Genomic DNA, 18,466 nt, shown 5'->3' on the forward strand with positions numbered 1-18,466 from the left:
AGAAAATTGTAACTTCCTTTCACGAAAATAAGAAATCAAAGCGCATGTCTAATGTAGGATTAATAATAGCTGAAAGAAGTAGGGATATTGGAGACTTTTTGGTAGGCAGACTGATTCCTTTCCGCAAGAAAAGAATGATCGGTCCTTTTATTTTTATAGACCATATGGGCCCGACAAAACTTGGACCTGATCAGTATATGGATGTAGATCAACATCCACATATTGGCTTATCTACCCTAACATTTATGCTCGAAGGGGAGTTAATGCACGAAGATAGTTTAGGAACAAAACAACTTATAAAACCAGGGTCTGTTAATTGGATGACAGCTGGCAGTGGGGTTTCCCATACCGAACGAACCCCACAAGAATTAAGAAATGGGAAGGAGTTTACCGCTCATGGGTATCAGATTTGGGTGGCCTTACCTAAATCACAAGAGGAGATTGCCCCAAGCTTTCACCATATTCCCAATAAAGATCTGCCCCAATGGGAAGAAGCCGGTACCTCTTTCACCCTTGTTGCTGGCGAAGGTTACGGTAGAAAATCTCCCGTACCGGTCTTTTCGCCATTATTTATGGTAGAACTAAAGAATAGAGGTTTTTATGCTTTAGATATAGCTGGCCAGTTAAAAGGTGAAATCGGCATATGTATCGTTGAGGGAAGCATCAAAGCCTGCGATGAACTAGTTACAAAAGGTAATATTTTGGTGAGCAAAGTAGAAGATGTGTGCAAAATAGAACTTCAACCCAATTCACATTTGCTATTATTTGGTGGCGAACCTTTTGAGGAAGAGCGACATATTTACTGGAATTTTGTTTCTTCATCAAAAGAAAGGATAGAAAATGCAAAAAAGCAATGGCAGAATAAAACCTTTCCTATGATGAAATCCGATTCTAGTTACGTGCCCTTGCCTGGCCTATAATTTCTCCCAAGTTTTATCAGGTCCCAACTTAAAGGTTCCTAAATGTTCAAAATTACATTCATTGGGCAAAATAAGGGATAAAAAAGTGCTTTCGTCTCTAGACCGATACAGATGATATATCTTACCAACAATGGGCTCAAAATTAAATTTGGCATTGTAGACGAGGGCATTATATTCAAATTCTTGCATCATACGCTTATACTCGTCCTGAATCGCCTCGTATTTCGCTTTGAACTGATTGTTTGCACTTACGATGTTCGTGTTTTTCCAAGAAGTTACGTCTGGCGGTGTAATTTTTGGAGCAGCAAGGTTACTTGAATAGGGTAGTAGCTTGCTATTGTATGATTGCGTTTCTTCGTCAAATACAACGTAATCGGGCTTTTTTTCTTTCTTCATAGCATTGCAAAATTACAGAAGTAGACCAGAGTTTACAACTTACTTCAGCGCTCTTATAGATTTTATGTAGCTTAGAGTACTTTTCATAAAAGAAATGGATTGACAAAAAATACAATTTATATCGGATTATGCTGTTGCTTGCTCTCTTGTGGGGCCAAAGAAGAAATAAAACAAGAAAAAATCGACTGGTACGGCAAAGAAGTTACTGTTTCAGCTTATAATTCGGTTTCTTGGCAAACACAAGGAGACCCCAATATTGCGGCATGGGGAGATACGCTAAAACCAGGAATGAAAGTGGTAGCGGTTTCTCGAGATTTACTAGCTTTGGGTATAAAGCATAACTCGATGATGATTATTGAATCACTACCGGATACTTTTTATGTAAAGGATAAAATGAACCGTAGATGGCGTAATAGGATCGATATTTATATGGGAAAAGATGTCAAAAAAGCACGCGAATGGGGTAGGCAAAAACGCTTTATTTGCTACGCGCTTCCAAAAGACTCCATAACGCAAACCGAAAAGCCATGAGAAAAATAGCCATTTTAGCTATTCTTTTGACTTTATCCGGTTGCGGCATTAAGAGTAGCATTATTGACAAGCCTATTCAATTTGACGCAGAACGAATTGCACTGACAAAAGCCTATCTGAAAGATCGCTACGGTTTAGAAAGAGATACCATCACCATAAACCCCAAAATGATTGTATTGCACTGGACCGCTATACCCACTTTTGAAGGCTCTTACGATGCATTTTATGAAAGCACCTTACCCAATTGGCGACCAGATATTGAAAATGTGAGCGGTCTAAATGTTTCAACCCACTTTTTGGTCGATAAAGATGGTAGTATTTATAGAATGATGCCCGAAACCTACATGGGTAGGCATGTAATTGGCCTAAACCATTGCTCAATAGGTATAGAGAATGTAGGTGGCACCGAAGATTCACCCTTAACGGAAGAGCAACTAAAAGCCAACATTAAATTGGTTAGGTACTTGGCAAAAAAATATGATATCGAATTTCTAATTGGCCATTATGAGTATACAAATTTTGAAGGTCATCCCCTTTGGTTAGAAAGAGATACTAGTTATCGCACCGAAAAAACCGATCCTGGAAAAGATTTTATGTATAAAGTACGACAAGCAACTAAAAATTTTAATTTCACTCCGATTCCAATAAAAAAATAAAATGAACAAACGTTTTCTTCTCTTATGTACAATAATTATGGGTATTTCAAGCTCAACAGCACAAAACATAACAAAGGCGATTTATGACTCTTATGACGACTATAAAGAAACTAGTTTAAATAATCGTAGAATTAAACATGCTGATTTACAGCCCTTAATAGCTAATTTCAGGGGCAATGCTAAATTTAAGGTACAAAAGGTAGGAGAATCCATTCAGGGGCGTGACTTAAATCTAATATCCTTAGGCTCTGGCGAGACCAATATTTTTTTATGGTCTCAGATGCATGGTAATGAACCAACAGCGACCCAAGCAATTTTTGATCTTTTGAATTTTTTCAAAAGTGGGGATTTTAAAAAGGAAAAAAATGAAATTCTCAACAATCTTACCCTACATTTTCTGCCTATGTTGAATCCTGATGGGGCTGAAGTATTTCAAAGACGAAACGCTTTGGGAGTAGATATTAATAGAGATGCCTTGCGTTTACAATCACCAGAGAGCAGAGCATTGAAAAGAGTTCGTGATAGTTTAGATGCGGCATTTGGCTTCAATTTACACGATCAAAGTACCTATTATAATGCGGAACGTACCGAAAAGCCAGCATCCATATCCTATTTGGCTACCGCATACAATTATGAAAAAGATATAAATGATGTACGGGCCAACGCAATGAAAGTTATCGTTTTCATGAATGAGATTATTCAAAAGTATGCACCGGGTCAGGTGGGGCGTTATAATGATGATTTTGAGCCTAGGGCTTTTGGTGACAATATTGCTAAATGGGGTACAAGCTTAATTCTTATCGAATCTGGCGGATATACAAATGATATTGAAAAGCAAGAAATACGAAAATTAAATTACGTATCGATTCTGTCGGCACTATACACCATAGCTAAAGGAAGTTATGTAGATATTCCAGTTGAGGATTATGAAAAAATACCAAAGAATGACAGAAAGTTATTTGATTTAAAAATTAAAAATGTAACCTATAAGATTTCAGACAAACCATACATTCTCGATTTAGGTATTAACAGGCAAGAAATAGATTTTGTAGACCACAATACTTTTTATTACAAAAGCACAATTGTAGACCAAGGTGATCTATCAACCTATTATGGTTATGAAACTTTCGATGCTTCCGGCTATACCATTGTAGCTCCAAAACTGACAGTGGATAAAAATGGAGCAGAACTAGACACAAAAAATCTTCATAAATCAGGGGTAGCATTCGTAAAGACGCATTTACCCAAAAACGGTTTCGCGGTAAAAAAGCCGGTTCATTTGGTTGGGGAGAATTTTAAATTACCTGATTTTAAACTATCTCCAGGAAAAGAGCCAACATTCTTTTTAGAGAAAGACGGTAAAATAAAGTATGCTATAATCAATGGTTTTCTTTTGGATTTAAGTATTGCCAGTGACAAACAGAAGTTTGGAAACGCCTTGATTCATAGAAATTAAAATTTATTAGGTAAAAGCAATGCTAAAAAAGCTAGTATTAGGCCCAATGCCATAAAAATAATAGATAATACAAACCATCTATCTATGTTTTGCTTGCGTTTTTTAGGACCAACTTGCAAAAAAAAATTTGTAGTAATTTCAGGCATAGGCTTAAGTTTATAACCCTAAGATACTAAATATGTAAGAAAAAGACTACTATTAAAGAAATTTATTTTGAGCAATTTTTAGAAAAAATTCACTATCAACTATTTACATGAAAAATCTGTTATTTATCAGCATAATTTTTATATCTAATTTTTCACTTGGACAAGAAAAAATGCTTTCGCTATTCAATGGAGAAAGCTTGGATGGTTGGATTGTACATGGTACCGAAAAATGGTATGTCTCCGACGGTCATCTTATATGCGAAAGCGGACCTGACCAAGCTTATGGCTATCTATCAACAAAGGAAACATATGACGATTTTGAGTTGACCCTAGATTTCAAACAAGAAGCTGATGGCAATAGCGGTGTCTTTATAAGGTCTATTTTTGAAGGCACCAAGGTTACAGGTTGGCAAGCTGAGGTAGCACCTCAAGGAAAGCATACCGGTGGAATCTATGAATCATACGGAAGAGGTTGGCTCATAAAACCTAAAGCTGAAAAAGAAGCAGTTTTAAAAATGAACCAGTGGAACACCATGAGAATAGTTGCAAAAGGTTCTACAATTACCACCTATTTAAACGGAGTAGAAATGGTAAATCTGGTTGATCAAAAGATAGGTAATGGAAAAGGTGCTATTGCCCTACAAATTCACGATGGCGGCGGAATTAAAGTTCGCTGGAAAAATATTAAATTAAAGAAATTGAACTAGTTTAGTTTTCAGACGATGAATCCAATATGGAGCTGATAGTAATTTGTTTGAACTCCACTTCCAAATCCCACCTTCCTTCAAGTGCATGATGCTCTTGGGCCGTGATATAAAATGTGGGCAGTAAACAAGCAATAAAAAAAATGATAACACTGATAGTACCTTTGCGAGCCATTCAATCGTGAATTTAATGAGCCTGCAAGTGCAAGATACTAAAACTGGTTTGTCTCAACTAGACTTTATTCACATCCACCGGTAAACCCGTTTGCATTGAACTTGGTCTGTACCGCCCCTTGCAAAGAGCCATTGGTAAGTTGAATAACTAAGTTGTTTTCTCCACTACCATCTCGTTTTGGGGTACAATATTCAAACAGGTAAAAACTATTGGCCTGTTCAGAAACCCTGGCAGATATTTGGTTGAAGGTTGTTTCTAGTTCTGCAGCATTACTTGCGACTACACTAGCTGTTTTTCCAATGGCATCAAGAACTTCAGAATCAATTTCGGCACCTAATCCGATTGTAAAAAACGATATATTTCTATTGGCGTTATCGACGGCATTCAAAGCACTTTGTTCAGTAAAACGCGATGCCTGGTCTGTACCGTCAGTAAAAAGAACTACCGAGGCGGCACCGATAGAAGAATTTTGGGTACTGTTTTGCAACAGTTCCTCCGCTATAGCTGTAGATTTAATTACAGCGCCATATAAATCTGTAGACGGGTCATTGCTGATATTTTCATCAATGCCAGCAATGGCATCTGTTAACTCTGTTGTAGACGATGTTAATTCATTTAATAGGTGCAATTCATCTTCACCATCAAACCAATAAATAGCCATTTTAAAGGAACTGGATTCTGGGGATGGCATTACGTTGTTCACAAAACTCGTAGATGCTGTTTTGAGTTCATCAAGACTACTTTGTAATACTGAATTGCTTAAATCTAAAACAAGTAAGGTGTTGTTGTTGAACACTTGCGAGTTTGGTGATATGCGGGCAAAAGATTCAGAAGACGAAATAGTGTTGAAGCAATCATCATTTCTACCTTGCTCATAAATAGTGAATTGATTCGCGGTTAATCCAGAAACCGGATTGCCCAAATTATCACTTACCTTAAATAAAATAGAAACCTTTCCTGGCAGGGTGGTAAATTGATCTTGAATAGAAAGCAGCAACTCATTCTCCCCAAAATTAAGGCAATCATCAGGTTCTTTGCCTTCTCCGAGTTCGCCCTGATTTAAGTCAAAATTGACGTCGTCATCGGCGTTTCCGCATGAAATAAATAATAAGAGGCTAAAAACAAGAATAGCGTAACTGAAATAACTTTTCATTTTCAAAATTTTAAGGTTCCTTTCTGCTTAACGAACATTTGCAGTTTAAATTATTTGAAAATTGCATATTAGTTTTAATGAAAAGTTAAATCAAAAGCTGATTTGTTAAAAAACTTAACTTACCTATAAAATTTGGTAACTTGAACATCATACCAATAATCACTTAATACAAGAATACCTATGCCAACGTATCAGCTCAAAGTTAACGGTGAATCAAAAACGGTAGATGTGGCTTCTGACACTCCCGTTTTATGGGTCTTAAGAGACCATCTAGATCTTGTAGGTACCAAATATGGCTGTGGAATAGGCCAGTGTGGCGCTTGTACCATTCATGTCGATGGTAATCCGCTACGTAGCTGCTCTACCACGCTAGAACAGGTAGAAGGAAAAGCTATTACCACTATAGAAGGTTTATCACAAGATGGTAGCCATCCTGTACAGGAAGCTTGGAAAGAAGTTGATGTTCCGCAGTGTGGATATTGTCAAGCTGGTCAGATTATGACCGCTTCTGCATTTTTAGAAAACAATAGTAATCCTACTGAAGAGGAAATCAAGAATGCTATGCATGGCAACATTTGCAGATGTGCATCATATACGAGAATACGAAAAGCGGTTGCCATCGCAGCTGAAAAAATGTCCTAACTAACCGTTTCAAAAAAACATCATGTCAACAACGTCAAAAACAACTTTTAGCAGAAGGGCATTTATGCGAACTTCGACCCTCGCAGGTGGGGGAATGCTAATCGGGTTTAATTTGTTTCAATCCTGTAAACCAAAAGTAGCCCCGCCAATAGATTTATCTCAGTTAAACTACAATGATTTTAACGCTTTTATCAAGATTGCTTCAAATGGAGCGGTAACTATATTTTCACCTAACCCTGAAATTGGGCAAGGCGTAAAAACTTCCATGCCCATGATTATTGCCGAGGAGCTTGATGTAGCTTGGAAAAATGTGCATGTAGCCCAGGGTGTACTTGATACCAAAAATTATGTCAGACAGGTTGCAGGTGGCAGCCAGTCCATCCGTTTTGGCTGGGACGCCCTACGGCAAACTGGAGCAACCGCAAAACAGATGTTGATTAACGCCGCTGCTACCCGTTGGGGTGTTGATGCATCTGAATGCACTGTAAGCGAAGGCGTTATTAGCAATGCGGCAGGAGAAACTTTAGGCTATGGTGATGTCGTGAATGAAGCGGCTACCCTAGAGGTTCCAGAAAATGTAAAACTTAAAGAACCTAAAGATTACAAAATTATAGGTAAGGATGCAGGCAATGTGGATATTACTAAAATAGCAACGGGCAAACCTTTATTTGGATTGGACTACAAAGCCGAGGGCATGGTTTACGCCTGTGTGGCAAGACCACCGGCTTTTGGTCAAAAGTTGATTTCCTATGATGAAATAGAGGCTAAGAAGATGCCAGGCGTAATCGATATTATAACCATTGGCGAAAAAGCCCGGGTTCATTTAAATGGTGACAACCAAAACTGGTCCGTTAGACTGTCTGACAGTGATAAAGTAGTTGTTATAGCAGAGACCACATGGCAAGCGATGCAGGCCAAAAAAGCTTTAAAAGTAGTTTGGGAAGATAATAACCCGGAAAGCACAGCAAAGCACGACCAAGAGCTCATGAGTATTTTAGATGGAAACAACTTTAATACCCTACGTTCAGATGGCAATGTTAAAAAGGCTTTTGCAGAAGCCGATACTGTTTTAGAGCGCACTTATGAATCACCATTTCTACCTCATAACTGTCTAGAACCAATGAATTTCTTTGCAGATGTAACCGATGACAAGATTAATCTGGTCGGTCCGGTGCAAACTCCTGCAGCAGCTGCAGAAACCGTTGCCGATATGCTCGGAAGAAATGTAGAGGATATTCATTTGGAAATGACTCGGATGGGGGGTGGATTTGGCAGAAGACTTTATGGCGATTTTGTTTATGAAGCAGCTGAAATTTCAAATGCCATCAGAAAACCGGTAAAGATGGTTTCTTCACGCGAAGATGACATGAATACGGGTGTATATAGGCCTGCCATAAAATATAGAATCAAAGCTGCGATCAAAGATGGTGAGCTCACAGGGTATCACCTTAAAGAAGCTGCCATTAATGATAATATGTACGGGTTAATCCCTAATTTCTTCCCGGCCGGGGCCATAGAAAATTATCAAGTTGATGTTGCTAGTTATGACAGTAATATAACCACTGGGGCATGGCGAGCACCATATACCAATTTTCTTGCATACGCCGAGCAAAGCTTTTTTGACGAGTTAGCCGAAGCGATGGAGGTAGACAAAATACAACTTCGTATGGACCTTCTTGAAAAAGTTAAAGGAACTGATGATGAACGTATTCAATACGACCCTGAGCGAATGCAAAACTGTATTAAAATGGCAGTTGAAAAATCAGGATGGGGCAAAAAGCCAGACGGTGTATATCAAGGTTTTGTAAACTATTATTGTCATAATACCCATGTTGCTCAAGTTGCCGATGTAGAAATTGAAAATGGAAACGCTGTTGTCAAAAAAATAACCTGTGTGGTAGATTGTGGAATAGTTGTAAATCCTTTGGGGGCAATTAATCAGATTGAAGGAGGTATTTTAGACGGAATAGGACATTCTATGTACGGTGATTTTAAATTTGAAAATGGTGTGCCCGTGGCAAATAATTTTGACAGATACCGTCTAATACGAATGAGAGAAGCGCCCGAAATAGAAACCCATCTAATTCAAAATGAGCTATCACCTACGGGGTTAGGAGAACCGACGCTACCGCCGATAGGCGGGGCAATAGCCAATGCATTTAAAGCTGCGACCGGCAATAGATTATATCAGCAACCATTTAGTAAGACACCCGAACTTTTAAAAGTTCCTGAAAAAGAAATCTTAGGATAACAATAATGACAATTTTATTATTCGGGGTTACCAAAGATATCGTTGGTAGCCCTTCACTTTCTATACCTACTGCAAGCGTAACTGGCAGAAGCATACCAAAAACGGTAAGGGAATTACGCAGTTTTTTAAATAAATCGTATCCAGAATTAGGTAAGCTATCTTCTTTGGCCATAGCGGTGAATAACTCCTATGCCCAAGATGATGAACAAATCAATTCTTATGACGAAATTGCATTGATTCCACCGGTGAGTGGCGGTTAAAATTTAGACATGCTTTTAGACAATCACAACAGACATATTAATTACTTGAGATTGGCCGTAACGGATCGCTGTAACCTTAGGTGTAATTATTGCATGCCTTCAGAGGGAATCGATTTTGTGAAAAATGACAAATTACTCGCTATAGACGAACTTGTTACCTTAAGCACAATCTTAGTGGGGCAGGGTATAGATAAAATCAGGATAACCGGAGGTGAACCCTTTGTAAGAAAAGACCTGATGCTCCTTTTGCGACATTTAAAAAAATTAGACGGACTCAAGGATATTTCGGTGACGACCAATGCAACGTTAATTGGCCCTTATATCACAGAATTAAAAGAACTGGGTATTAAGGATGTTAATGTAAGCCTTGATGCCATTGATAAAGCGACCTTTGAACGTATTACCAGACGTGATCAATACGATACCGTTCATGAAAATCTGATTCGACTGATTTCTGAAGGGTTTAATGTTCGTATAAATTTCATTGTTCTGGAAGGACAGAACGAACAAGATATTATTCCAATCTTAGAATTAATGAAACATTATCCCGTTTCAGTTCGATTTTTGGAAGAAATGCCTTTTAATGGCGGAAGCAAATCATTTCAGACCATTAAATGGGACTATAAGACCATTCTAAGCCATATTACGAATGCATTTCCAAAGTATACAAAATTGAAGTCTCCTATAACTTCAACATCTATCAATTATCAAATTGAGGGTCATAAAAGCACATTCGGTCTAATTCCGTCATTTAGTAGAACCTTTTGTGGAACATGCAATAGACTTCGTCTTACGGCAACGGGAGATATTATTACCTGTCTATACGGAAAACCGAAAGCCAATCTAAGAGATATTTTACGGCACGAAGGTAACAGTGACAAAATAAAAGAGGCCATTCTTTCTGCAATCAATTCGAGAGCAAAGACAGGCTTTGAAGCACAACAAGAGCATAAATCTGTTTTCTCAAGTTCTATGACCTCTATAGGCGGTTAATATGAATTGAAACCAAAACGTTTTAAAGCAATGCAGACTAAAATAGCAATTCTTAACGGCTTAGTACTTTCTGGGGGTAAAAGTACCAGAATGGGTAATGATAAGGGGCTTATTGAGTATCATGGTATACCACAGCGAGAATATTTGTATAGTTTACTTGAAAGCTTATGTGACAAAACCTTTTTAAGTATACGAGAAGAGCAACATAAGGAATTGGTGTCCAATTTCAATTGCATTGTCGACCGAAATGAATATAGGGGTCCGTTAAATGGTATTTTAAGTGCTCATAAAGAATATTCTGAAAATGCTTGGCTGGTTGTTGCCTGCGATTTACCATTACTTAATGCCCATACTCTTGAGAAGTTGATTTCAGAAAGAGATACCAATAAAGTCGCTACAGCTTACGCAACCAAAAATAGCAGCTTACCAGAACCGCTCATTACAATTTGGGAACCAAAGGGCTTACAATTGGCTAAAGAATATATGAAAACAGCTGAGAGTTCATGCCCTAGAAAATTTTTAATTAATTCCGATATCAAACTAGTTTATCCAGAGAAAGATGAAGTATTGTACAATGCGAATTCAATAAAGGAATATGAATTTGCTTTAAACAAACTAAATTCATGATTAAACCGGATAGATTTGTTAGACAAACCAGCCTCTCGGGTTTTGGTCTTGAAAAACAGGCCAAGTTAGCTGATAGCAAAGTTCTAATAGTGGGCCTTGGAGGATTGGGGTTACCTGTTGCGCAATACCTTAATGCAATGGGGGTTGGAACATTAGGGCTAGTAGATCAAGATTTTGTTGAGCTACATAATTTACAGCGTCAAGTGTTGTATTCTGAAGATGATATTGGAAAATCGAAACTTGAAGTTACATCCCAAAAATTAAAAGCACAAAATAGTCAAACACTATTAAAGTGTTTTGATACCTACTTGACAAAAGATAATGCACTTGAGATAGTAAAAGAATTCGATGTAATCGTAGATGCTACCGATAATTTTGCCGCCAGGTATGTAATCAATGATGCTTGTGTAATATTAAGCAAGCCTTTTGTTTATGGGGCATTACACGCTTTTGAAGGTCAGGTTAGTGTGTTCAATTATGAAAATGGACCTACCTACAGGTGTTTGTTTCCAAAAATGCCAAGCCCTGAGGAAACTCCCAATTGTGCAACAAATGGCATCTTAGGTATTCTCCCAGGAATTATAGGCACGCTGCAAGCATTGGAAACGGTAAAAATTATAACTGGAGTAGGAGAGGTCCTTTCCGGAAAATTATTGGTCTACGACGGTTTATTGCAAAATACCCGAAAAGTGAGTTTTACTGTAGTTGCAGAAAATAAAGTGACAACAAAGCTTCAAACGGATTATGGTTTTGATTCGTGTGAATCAAGTCCTTCCATTTCAGCAAAGGACTTTTTGGCACTTCAGCAAAGAAAAAAATTACAGGTAATCGATGTAAGAAGTATTGAAGAATTCAATAAAGATCATTTAAGTGGTTCCGTTAATATTTCTATTGAAGAACTAAAAAGTTCCTTACAGAAGATAAATTTTGATAACGACGTTTATTTGCTATGTCAATCTGGTATACGTAGCGAAAGGTCTTGTGCTATCTTAAAAAGTCTAAAACCCGAAGCAATTGTGTATAGCGTAAGCGGAGGTCTCAATCAAATGGCTTCTGTATGTCCATAGCATTAAGCGAGCTAATCATATTGATGCTTATTTTTTTTGGCACTGCTACTTTGTATGCATCTGTAGGCTTTGGCGGTGGCTCTAGCTACTTAGCGATTTTAGCGATTTTCTTCACCAGTTTTTTTGTTATTCGAAGTACGGCATTACTTTGCAACTTAACAGTGGTTGCTGGAGGTTGTTATTTATTTTACAGGAAAGGTCATTTGAATTTTAAAAAATTCCTTCCTTTTGTTTTAACAAGTATTCCTATGGCATTTATTGGGGCCTCCTTTGAGCTAAACGAAGTGATTTTCTTTAGCATTTTGGGTGTTTCATTGGTCATAGCAGCAATTGCACTTTTCACACAAACAATAAATTTAAAAACCGATTTTAATCCAAAGAATTACCCTCCATACCTTTCGTATGTACTTGGCGCACTTATCGGGCTATTATCCGGATTGGTAGGTATTGGAGGTGGTATTTTTTTAGCCCCTATACTACATCACATGAAATGGGACAGGCCTATTGTTATAGCTGCGCTCTCCAGTTTTTTTATATTGGTCAATTCCATTTCTGGGCTTAGTGGGCTGTTATGGAATAACTCGTTTGAAATATATTGGGTAGAAGCGGTTTGTCTATGCATAGCAGTTTTAATTGGGGGGCAACTAGGCACACGTTTTAGCATTAGTAATCTTTCCGCTCGAAGGATACGGATAATTACTGCTATTTTAGTATTGTTCGTTGGTGTTCGGGTTTTAATCAATAATGGGTTGCAACTAAATTTTTTCTCATGATATCATTTAGCGAAGCACTTCAATTAGTACTAAAACATAGCGTTGATCTTGGTGAAGAAAAAGTTCTTTTAAATGATTCTTTAGGCAGGGTGTTAGCTGAAAAAATTTATGCTGATCGTGACTTCCCTCCATTTGACAGAGCTACTAAAGATGGTATTGCAATTAATTATAAAGCAATTGAAAAGGGTTTGATTAATTTTCCTATTTCCGATATTGCCGCCGCCGGAAGTCCTCAAAAAGAATTACACAATCCGGAACACTGTATGGAAATAATGACCGGTGCCGTAATCCCTAAAAATGCCGATACAGTAATCATGTATGAGCATTTGTCCATTGCTCAGGGAAAAGCAAGAGTACAAGAAACTGTAAAAAAAGGGCAAAACATCCATCAAAAAGGAGGTGATGAGATGAAAGGAGCTACTTTGTTAAAAGATGGTGTTTTATTGAGTGCTGCAGAAATTGGTGTTTTGGCTTCCGTTGGAAAATCAGAGGTTTTGGTCAAAAAACTTCCAAAAATTTGTGTTATATCTACAGGAGATGAATTGGTCGATGTTAACGAAGTCCCCCAACCTCATCAACTACGAAAATCAAATACCTACACGCTTAAAGCCATGCTACAAGACGAAAAAATTATAGCCAATCAACTTCATATAAATGATGACAAAGAAATTACCAAAAAGGAACTTTTAAAGGCCCTAAAAAGATATAACGTTTTGTTATTAAGTGGCGGTGTATCAAAAGGGAAGTATGACTACCTGCCAGAGGTGTTTAAAGAAATAGAAGTTGAAAAGGTTTTTCATAAGGTAAAACAGCGCCCCGGTAAGCCGTTTTGGTTTGGCAACCATGAAAGCTCACAAACCACTATTTTTGCTTTCCCTGGAAATCCTGTATCTACTTTCGCAAACTACCATATCTATTTTAAGCCCTGGATTAACAAATCATTAGGTTTGCCCTCGGTTAGAATTAGTGTAATTTTAGATGAAACTTTTAATAATACTACGGACTTGACACGATTTATTCGAGCCAAAGCACAAATAGCTTCAGGTAAATTAGTAGTGTCATTAATACAAGCTAACGGATCAGGAGATTTAACCAGTTTATCAAAGGCGAACGGATTTGTAGTCTTTGCGCCAAATACCGCATATGAAAAAGGGGAAGTCGTTCAATTCATAGCAACGCGAAGATTTTTTAAATGACGCACGAATTAAAAGAAATAGTTAAAGCTTTTGAAGCTGCAAAAACAAAAGGAATACGGGCTGTTTTAGCTACGGTAGTAGCTCTAGAAGGGTCTTCATATCGCAGACCAGGAGTTCGCATGCTTCTGTTGGAAAATGGACAAAGTATCGGCGCAGTGAGCGGAGGTTGTGTTGAAAAAGAAGTTTTGCGACAGTCCGCATCTGTTTTTAAGACAGATATTCCTAAAGTAATGACCTATGACGGACGATATCGCTTGGGTTGTGAAGGAATCTTATACATATTACTTGAATCTTTTAATCCCAACGAGGCTTTTCTAAATTCTTTTAGGAAAATAGTACAAAAAAGAAAATCATTTGCCATTGATAGTTATTACTTAAAAGCCTATGGTGAATCGAAAAGTTTTGGCTCGGTCTTTAAGCTTGAGGACGAAATAATACCAATTAAGGCATCCTTCGAACCAAAGACAGATACACTACTATTCAGTCAAGAGCTGAATCCATGTGCTAAAATGATTCTTATTGGTGCAGAACATGACGCTGTGCAATTATGTCATTTCGCCTCATCTGCAGGATTTGAGGTTTGCATTATTGCCGATCCAAAAGAAGAAAAATCCATTTCCGATTTTAAGGGAGCGACCCATTTTATAAATACTGCGCCAGCGTCCATAGACGTTAGTATTGATGAACAAACTGCAATAGTTTTAATGACACACAGTTATGTTAAGGATCTACAATTTTTAATGGCCCTAAAAAACCAAAAGCCCTGTTATTTTGGATTGCTTGGTCCTGCCAGAAGAAGAGAAAAACTATTTAATGAACTCTTGGAAATAGACTCTGATATTTCAGAAACTTTTTTAGATAGTATCCATGGTCCCGCCGGACTGGACATAGGTGCGGAAACGTCTCAAGAAATTGCAATAGCCGTTCTTGCCGAGATTTTGACTGTCACCAATAAAAGAAAACCTATGCTTTTAAAAAATAGGGAAGGCAGAATACATAATTAAATGAGCTCGCAACAGAAAGAACTTGCTATTTTAATCTTAGCTGCTGGTGCATCCACTAGAATGGGAGAAATAAAACAGTTAATTCCCTGGAAGGGAAATACCATGTTAGGGCATACAATAATGCAGGCAAAACAAGTTTCTAATGCTGTTTTTGTAGTTCTCGGCGCAAATGCTGAGGTGATTAAAGAAAAGCTAAATCAAAATGTGACCATTTTTAAAAACACGAATTGGAAAGATGGTATGGGTTCTTCTATCGCGTTCGGGGTTAGTCAACTAAAAAGGCACTCTTATAAAGCTATTCTTATTATGTTGGCCGATCAACCCTTTTTAACTGCCGACTATTTGATGAAATTAAAAGAGCAATTTTTCAGTTTCGAATATGATGTAGTAGCTACTTCTTATCCTAAAAAGAATGGAGTACCCGCTATTTTTAACAAGACTTATTTTTCGCAATTAGAGCAATTGAACAAAGACTTTGGCGCTCAGCATATTATAAAGGCTGCTAATAATATTATGACAATCGACCCCAAAGACAGGGCCATTGATATTGACACAATTGAAGTATACGAACAACTCAAAACTAAAAGTGATGATAAAATTTAAAATAATACTGACTTTTCTTGCCTTTTGTATTGGTCTAAACGCATTTGCACAAGAAATGAGCTTTGAAGCGTACAATCCGAAATCTACTTTAATAGTTCCTGAAAATCCTACTCCACGGGCCAAGTTTACGTTTATAGATGTTCATAGCCATCAATTTCGAATGGCAGAGCAAGATCTTTCGCTTCTCATCAAAGATATGGACAAGCTAAATGAAGGTATAATGGTTAACCTTAGTGGTGGTTCTGGTGAAGGCCTCCGAGCCATGCTCAAAAATGTTAATGACCATTATCCAAATCGATTTGCCATTTTTGCCAATGTCGACTTTAGCGGTGTTGGAAATGAGGATTGGGGCAAAAAAGCTGCCGCCCAATTAGGCGCCGATATAAAAGCTGGTGCAAAAGGATTGAAAATTTATAAAAGTTTGGGGCTTCGATATAAAGATGTCAACGGAAATCGAATTGGTATTGATGATTCGAGGTTAGACCCTATTTGGGAAAAATGCGCAGAAATGGGAGTGCCAGTTCTTATACACGCCGCCGACCCAAAGTCATTTTGGGATGATATGAACAGTGAGAATGAACGGTGGCTAGAACTAAAGACAAGGCCTCGTAGAAAACGTTCGGCGACCAATCCTGCCCCATGGCAACAAATTATAGATGAGCAACATCGAATGTTCAAAAAGCACTCTAAAACGAAATTCATTAATGCCCATATGGGTTGGTATGCCAATGATTTAAAAACACTTTCAAAGCTCCTTGATGAAATGCCAAATATGTCCGTTGGTATTGGGGCAATTATTGCTGAGCTCGGCAGGCAACCTAAACAGGCTAAAGCATTTTTTATAAAATACCAAGACCGGATTCTATTCGGAAAAGATAGTTGGAAGCCTGAAGAGTTTTCGACTTATTTTAGGGTATTGGAAACAGCTGACGAATATTTTCCATATTATAAAAAATATCATGCTTTCTGGGCGATGTATGGTTTAGATTTACCTGATGAAGTCTTAAAAAAGGTATATTACCGAAATGCATTGAAGCTAATTCCTAGCTTAGATAAAAATCTATTTAACTAAAACCTATTATTACAATGACCGACCTTAACTTTCCTATCTCATTCGATTTTAATATTACCACCCTATCCAATGATTTTACGGCAAGAGATGCAAAAGGGAATATAATTGCCTATGTGAGACAAAAAATGTTCAAATTCAAAGAAGATATTGAAGTGTTCTCAAATGAATCTAGAACTCAAGTAAATTATAGAATTAAGGCGGACAAGTGGATCGATTTCTCAACGGCGTATAGTTTTACCGACAGCAATGGCAAGGCCTTGGGGAAGGTTGCCCGTAAAGGATGGGCCTCACTCTGGAAAGCCAATTATGACATTATAGACCAGCATGAAAAACCGCAATATAAAATTCGTGAAGAAAATGCCTGGGTCAAAGTAGCAGATGGGCTACTTGGGCAAATACCTATTCTCAATATTTTTACAGGATATCTTTTCAATCCTAGTTATGTTGTTCTCGACAAAGAAGAACAAATAGTTGTTCGGCTAAAGAAAGAAGCTTCTTTTTTTGGAAGAAAATTTAAAATTTCGCAGGTAAAAGCAACGGATGCTGACGATGATCATCGCGTAATGTTAAGCTTAATGATGTTGGTGCTGTTAGAGCGGAGAAGGGGCTAGGGGTTTTCGGTTTTCATTTGTTTTTTTAGATACTCTAGAACCGTAATCCAGTTCATTTTTAAAATTAATGCAGCTGTAGGAATGTTATCTTCTTCAATTGCCCGCAGCACGCCTTCGTTTTGGTTATCTATGGTTTCGTAAAAATTGGCGTCATTGATATAAAGCTGCTCGTAGAACAAAATTCTTGTTTTTAGCTTACTAAGAATTGTTTTCAATATTCTATTGTAACAAGCATCCATCAAAGTCTCATGAAATTTTAGACGTAAGCCCAAACGTGCATTTGGTGTATGACTTTGCTGCAGTTGTAATTGTAGATTGCGGAGTTTAGCTATAAGATTTTCATCAAATGTAGAAGAATCCAAGGCAATCACCTCAAGTTGAGCTACCGTATGATATAGATCATTAGCTTCGTTTATGGATAGCTCATTAATAATAAAGCCTCGATTCGGTATTGCCTTTACTATCTCTGACTCCTCTAATTGACTAAGCGCCTCACGGATTGGGGTTACACTAACATTTAATTTTCTGGAAAGAGCCGCAAGATTTATGGTCTGACCTATTTGTAGGTTACCTTCTCGTATCTCCCTTAACAAATACTGTTTAACTCCACTTCGCAAAATATAAATTTCTGACACACAATAAAATTACAAAATCACATATGATTTAATAATTTTATTATCTGAGTGTGTAAACAAATTTTTGGAATCCGGGTAAATCTTGATTAAGGTTTAGCACAAGGTTACCATCTTCAATTTGTAAAGTTGAAAATTGGGGATTATCCTCAAAGGTAACTTCTGTCTCATCCGAAAACCATATACCGCTTTCAGTTATTATACCATTGCACCTAATATCAAACTGTCCCCCGGTTATTGTAGTAATGGCTAAATCGGTTTGTTCTAAACTCCATTGCAAATCTCCATCAATTAAAAGTTCTCCTGTAAGACAATCTAACTCATCCAAAAGATTTGTTGAAGATATTCCATCATCATTGAGGTCTTGTGGAGGATTCATAACAACTTCAGATAGATCCCAGAGACCAACAGCCGCAAAATTTGGTGGTGTAATACCATCAACGCCGTCGTCTAAATTACAACTAAATAGACTTATCAGGCATAGGAAGAGAAATACATTTTTTTTCATATCAAATAAATATTATGTTTTTTTTCATATCAAGCAATTTATATCAAATAAATATTATGTTTTTTTTCAGTATTTGAAAGTTATTCTTTA

General features: G+C 37.4%; 23 protein-coding genes. 17 read left to right on the plus strand and 6 right to left on the minus strand.

The features are described from left to right. The first annotated feature begins 44 nt into the window (after nucleotides 1-44). Nucleotides 45-920 (plus strand): pirin family protein, encoded by an 876-nt coding sequence (locus ACZ1GR_RS01155; RefSeq protein WP_472610437.1) that lies wholly within the window; start codon nucleotides 45-47, stop codon nucleotides 918-920. Here the strand turns inward: ACZ1GR_RS01155 and ACZ1GR_RS01160 are convergent. Beyond that, nucleotides 915-1,316 (minus strand): DUF2452 domain-containing protein, encoded by a 402-nt coding sequence (locus ACZ1GR_RS01160; protein WP_472610438.1) that lies wholly within the window; start codon nucleotides 1,314-1,316, stop codon nucleotides 915-917. The genes ACZ1GR_RS01155 and ACZ1GR_RS01160 overlap by 6 nt on opposite strands. Before the next feature lie 99 nt (nucleotides 1,317-1,415). On the opposite strand from ACZ1GR_RS01160, the gene ACZ1GR_RS01165 reads away from it, so the two are divergent. The 3 genes from ACZ1GR_RS01165 to ACZ1GR_RS01175 are packed head-to-tail and all read left to right on the plus strand — an operon-like array spanning nucleotide 1,416 to nucleotide 3,959. Next, nucleotides 1,416-1,847, plus strand: a complete 432-nt coding sequence (locus tag ACZ1GR_RS01165) for a 3D domain-containing protein (protein ID WP_472610439.1) — start codon at nucleotides 1,416-1,418, stop codon at nucleotides 1,845-1,847. After that, entirely contained in the window at nucleotides 1,844-2,503 is a 660-nt protein-coding gene (locus ACZ1GR_RS01170; RefSeq protein WP_472610440.1) for a peptidoglycan recognition protein family protein, read from the plus strand. Before ACZ1GR_RS01165 ends, ACZ1GR_RS01170 begins: the two co-directional genes overlap by 4 nt. Before the next feature lies 1 nt (nucleotide 2,504). Further along, entirely contained in the window at nucleotides 2,505-3,959 is a 1,455-nt protein-coding gene (locus tag ACZ1GR_RS01175; RefSeq protein ID WP_472610441.1) for a M14 family zinc carboxypeptidase, read from the plus strand. Here the strand turns inward: ACZ1GR_RS01175 and ACZ1GR_RS01180 are convergent. Then, entirely contained in the window at nucleotides 3,956-4,105 is a 150-nt protein-coding gene (locus tag ACZ1GR_RS01180) for a hypothetical protein (protein ID WP_472610442.1), read from the minus strand. The genes ACZ1GR_RS01175 and ACZ1GR_RS01180 overlap by 4 nt on opposite strands. A 107-nt stretch (nucleotides 4,106-4,212) precedes the next feature. Between ACZ1GR_RS01180 and ACZ1GR_RS01185 the strand changes: the two genes are divergently transcribed. Beyond that, the gene (locus ACZ1GR_RS01185) at nucleotides 4,213-4,812 is read left to right on the plus strand and encodes a 3-keto-disaccharide hydrolase (protein WP_472610443.1); all 600 of its coding nucleotides are present in this window, start codon (nucleotides 4,213-4,215) and stop codon (nucleotides 4,810-4,812) included. Nucleotide 4,813: 1 nt separating this feature from the next. Here ACZ1GR_RS01185 and ACZ1GR_RS01190 read toward each other — a convergent pair whose 3' ends face one another. Next, complete coding sequence (locus ACZ1GR_RS01190; RefSeq protein WP_472610444.1) at nucleotides 4,814-4,984, minus strand: hypothetical protein; 171 nt, start codon at nucleotides 4,982-4,984, stop codon at nucleotides 4,814-4,816. A 64-nt stretch (nucleotides 4,985-5,048) separates the two neighbouring features. After that, nucleotides 5,049-6,137 carry a vWA domain-containing protein gene (locus tag ACZ1GR_RS01195; RefSeq protein WP_472610445.1) on the minus strand — a complete coding sequence of 363 codons (1,089 nt, stop codon included), beginning with the start codon at nucleotides 6,135-6,137 and terminating at the stop codon, nucleotides 5,049-5,051. A gap of 180 nt (nucleotides 6,138-6,317) precedes the next feature. Here ACZ1GR_RS01195 and ACZ1GR_RS01200 point away from each other — a divergent pair, with 180 nt between their 5' ends. Genes ACZ1GR_RS01200 through ACZ1GR_RS01255 form a run of 12 tightly spaced genes read left to right on the plus strand, consistent with a single transcriptional unit; the run spans nucleotide 6,318 to nucleotide 17,236 of the window. Then, nucleotides 6,318-6,779, plus strand: coding sequence for a (2Fe-2S)-binding protein (locus ACZ1GR_RS01200; RefSeq protein WP_472610446.1), 462 nt, complete (start codon nucleotides 6,318-6,320; stop codon nucleotides 6,777-6,779). A 22-nt stretch (nucleotides 6,780-6,801) separates the two neighbouring features. Continuing rightward, complete coding sequence (locus ACZ1GR_RS01205) at nucleotides 6,802-9,030, plus strand: xanthine dehydrogenase family protein molybdopterin-binding subunit (protein ID WP_472610447.1); 2,229 nt, start codon at nucleotides 6,802-6,804, stop codon at nucleotides 9,028-9,030. Nucleotides 9,031-9,035: 5 nt separating this feature from the next. After that, nucleotides 9,036-9,290: a MoaD/ThiS family protein gene (locus tag ACZ1GR_RS01210; RefSeq protein ID WP_377765021.1), complete on the plus strand. Its 255-nt coding sequence runs from the start codon at nucleotides 9,036-9,038 to the stop codon at nucleotides 9,288-9,290. Between the two features lie 9 nt (nucleotides 9,291-9,299). Further along, nucleotides 9,300-10,283 carry a GTP 3',8-cyclase MoaA gene (gene moaA / locus ACZ1GR_RS01215; protein WP_472610448.1) on the plus strand — a complete coding sequence of 328 codons (984 nt, stop codon included), beginning with the start codon at nucleotides 9,300-9,302 and terminating at the stop codon, nucleotides 10,281-10,283. Between the two features lie 30 nt (nucleotides 10,284-10,313). Further along, nucleotides 10,314-10,910 carry a molybdenum cofactor guanylyltransferase gene (gene mobA / locus ACZ1GR_RS01220; protein WP_472610449.1) on the plus strand — a complete coding sequence of 199 codons (597 nt, stop codon included), beginning with the start codon at nucleotides 10,314-10,316 and terminating at the stop codon, nucleotides 10,908-10,910. Next, a complete protein-coding gene (locus tag ACZ1GR_RS01225; protein ID WP_472610450.1) occupies nucleotides 10,907-11,977 on the plus strand; it encodes a ThiF family adenylyltransferase in 1,071 nt (356 codons plus the stop codon). Before mobA ends, ACZ1GR_RS01225 begins: the two co-directional genes overlap by 4 nt. Beyond that, nucleotides 11,968-12,750, plus strand: coding sequence for a sulfite exporter TauE/SafE family protein (locus ACZ1GR_RS01230; RefSeq protein ID WP_472610451.1), 783 nt, complete (start codon nucleotides 11,968-11,970; stop codon nucleotides 12,748-12,750). Before ACZ1GR_RS01225 ends, ACZ1GR_RS01230 begins: the two co-directional genes overlap by 10 nt. Then, nucleotides 12,747-13,946, plus strand: a complete 1,200-nt coding sequence (locus ACZ1GR_RS01235) for a molybdopterin molybdotransferase MoeA (RefSeq protein ID WP_472610452.1) — start codon at nucleotides 12,747-12,749, stop codon at nucleotides 13,944-13,946. Before ACZ1GR_RS01230 ends, ACZ1GR_RS01235 begins: the two co-directional genes overlap by 4 nt. Beyond that, entirely contained in the window at nucleotides 13,943-14,950 is a 1,008-nt protein-coding gene (locus ACZ1GR_RS01240) for an XdhC family protein (RefSeq protein ID WP_472610453.1), read from the plus strand. Before ACZ1GR_RS01235 ends, ACZ1GR_RS01240 begins: the two co-directional genes overlap by 4 nt. After that, nucleotides 14,951-15,553: a nucleotidyltransferase family protein gene (locus tag ACZ1GR_RS01245; RefSeq protein WP_472610454.1), complete on the plus strand. Its 603-nt coding sequence runs from the start codon at nucleotides 14,951-14,953 to the stop codon at nucleotides 15,551-15,553. Next, a complete protein-coding gene (locus ACZ1GR_RS01250; protein ID WP_472610455.1) occupies nucleotides 15,540-16,625 on the plus strand; it encodes an amidohydrolase family protein in 1,086 nt (361 codons plus the stop codon). Before ACZ1GR_RS01245 ends, ACZ1GR_RS01250 begins: the two co-directional genes overlap by 14 nt. A gap of 14 nt (nucleotides 16,626-16,639) precedes the next feature. Next, complete coding sequence (locus tag ACZ1GR_RS01255) at nucleotides 16,640-17,236, plus strand: LURP-one-related family protein (protein WP_472610456.1); 597 nt, start codon at nucleotides 16,640-16,642, stop codon at nucleotides 17,234-17,236. Here ACZ1GR_RS01255 and ACZ1GR_RS01260 read toward each other — a convergent pair. Together ACZ1GR_RS01260 and ACZ1GR_RS01265 are read right to left on the minus strand one after the other, a co-directional pair. Then, entirely contained in the window at nucleotides 17,233-17,853 is a 621-nt protein-coding gene (locus ACZ1GR_RS01260) for a GntR family transcriptional regulator (protein ID WP_472610457.1), read from the minus strand. The genes ACZ1GR_RS01255 and ACZ1GR_RS01260 overlap by 4 nt on opposite strands. Before the next feature lie 58 nt (nucleotides 17,854-17,911). Then, nucleotides 17,912-18,376: a hypothetical protein gene (locus ACZ1GR_RS01265; protein ID WP_472610458.1), complete on the minus strand. Its 465-nt coding sequence runs from the start codon at nucleotides 18,374-18,376 to the stop codon at nucleotides 17,912-17,914. Nucleotides 18,377-18,466: the final 90 nt, after the last annotated feature.

The sequence above is a fragment of the Croceitalea sp. W27 genome (genome assembly GCF_055693185.1).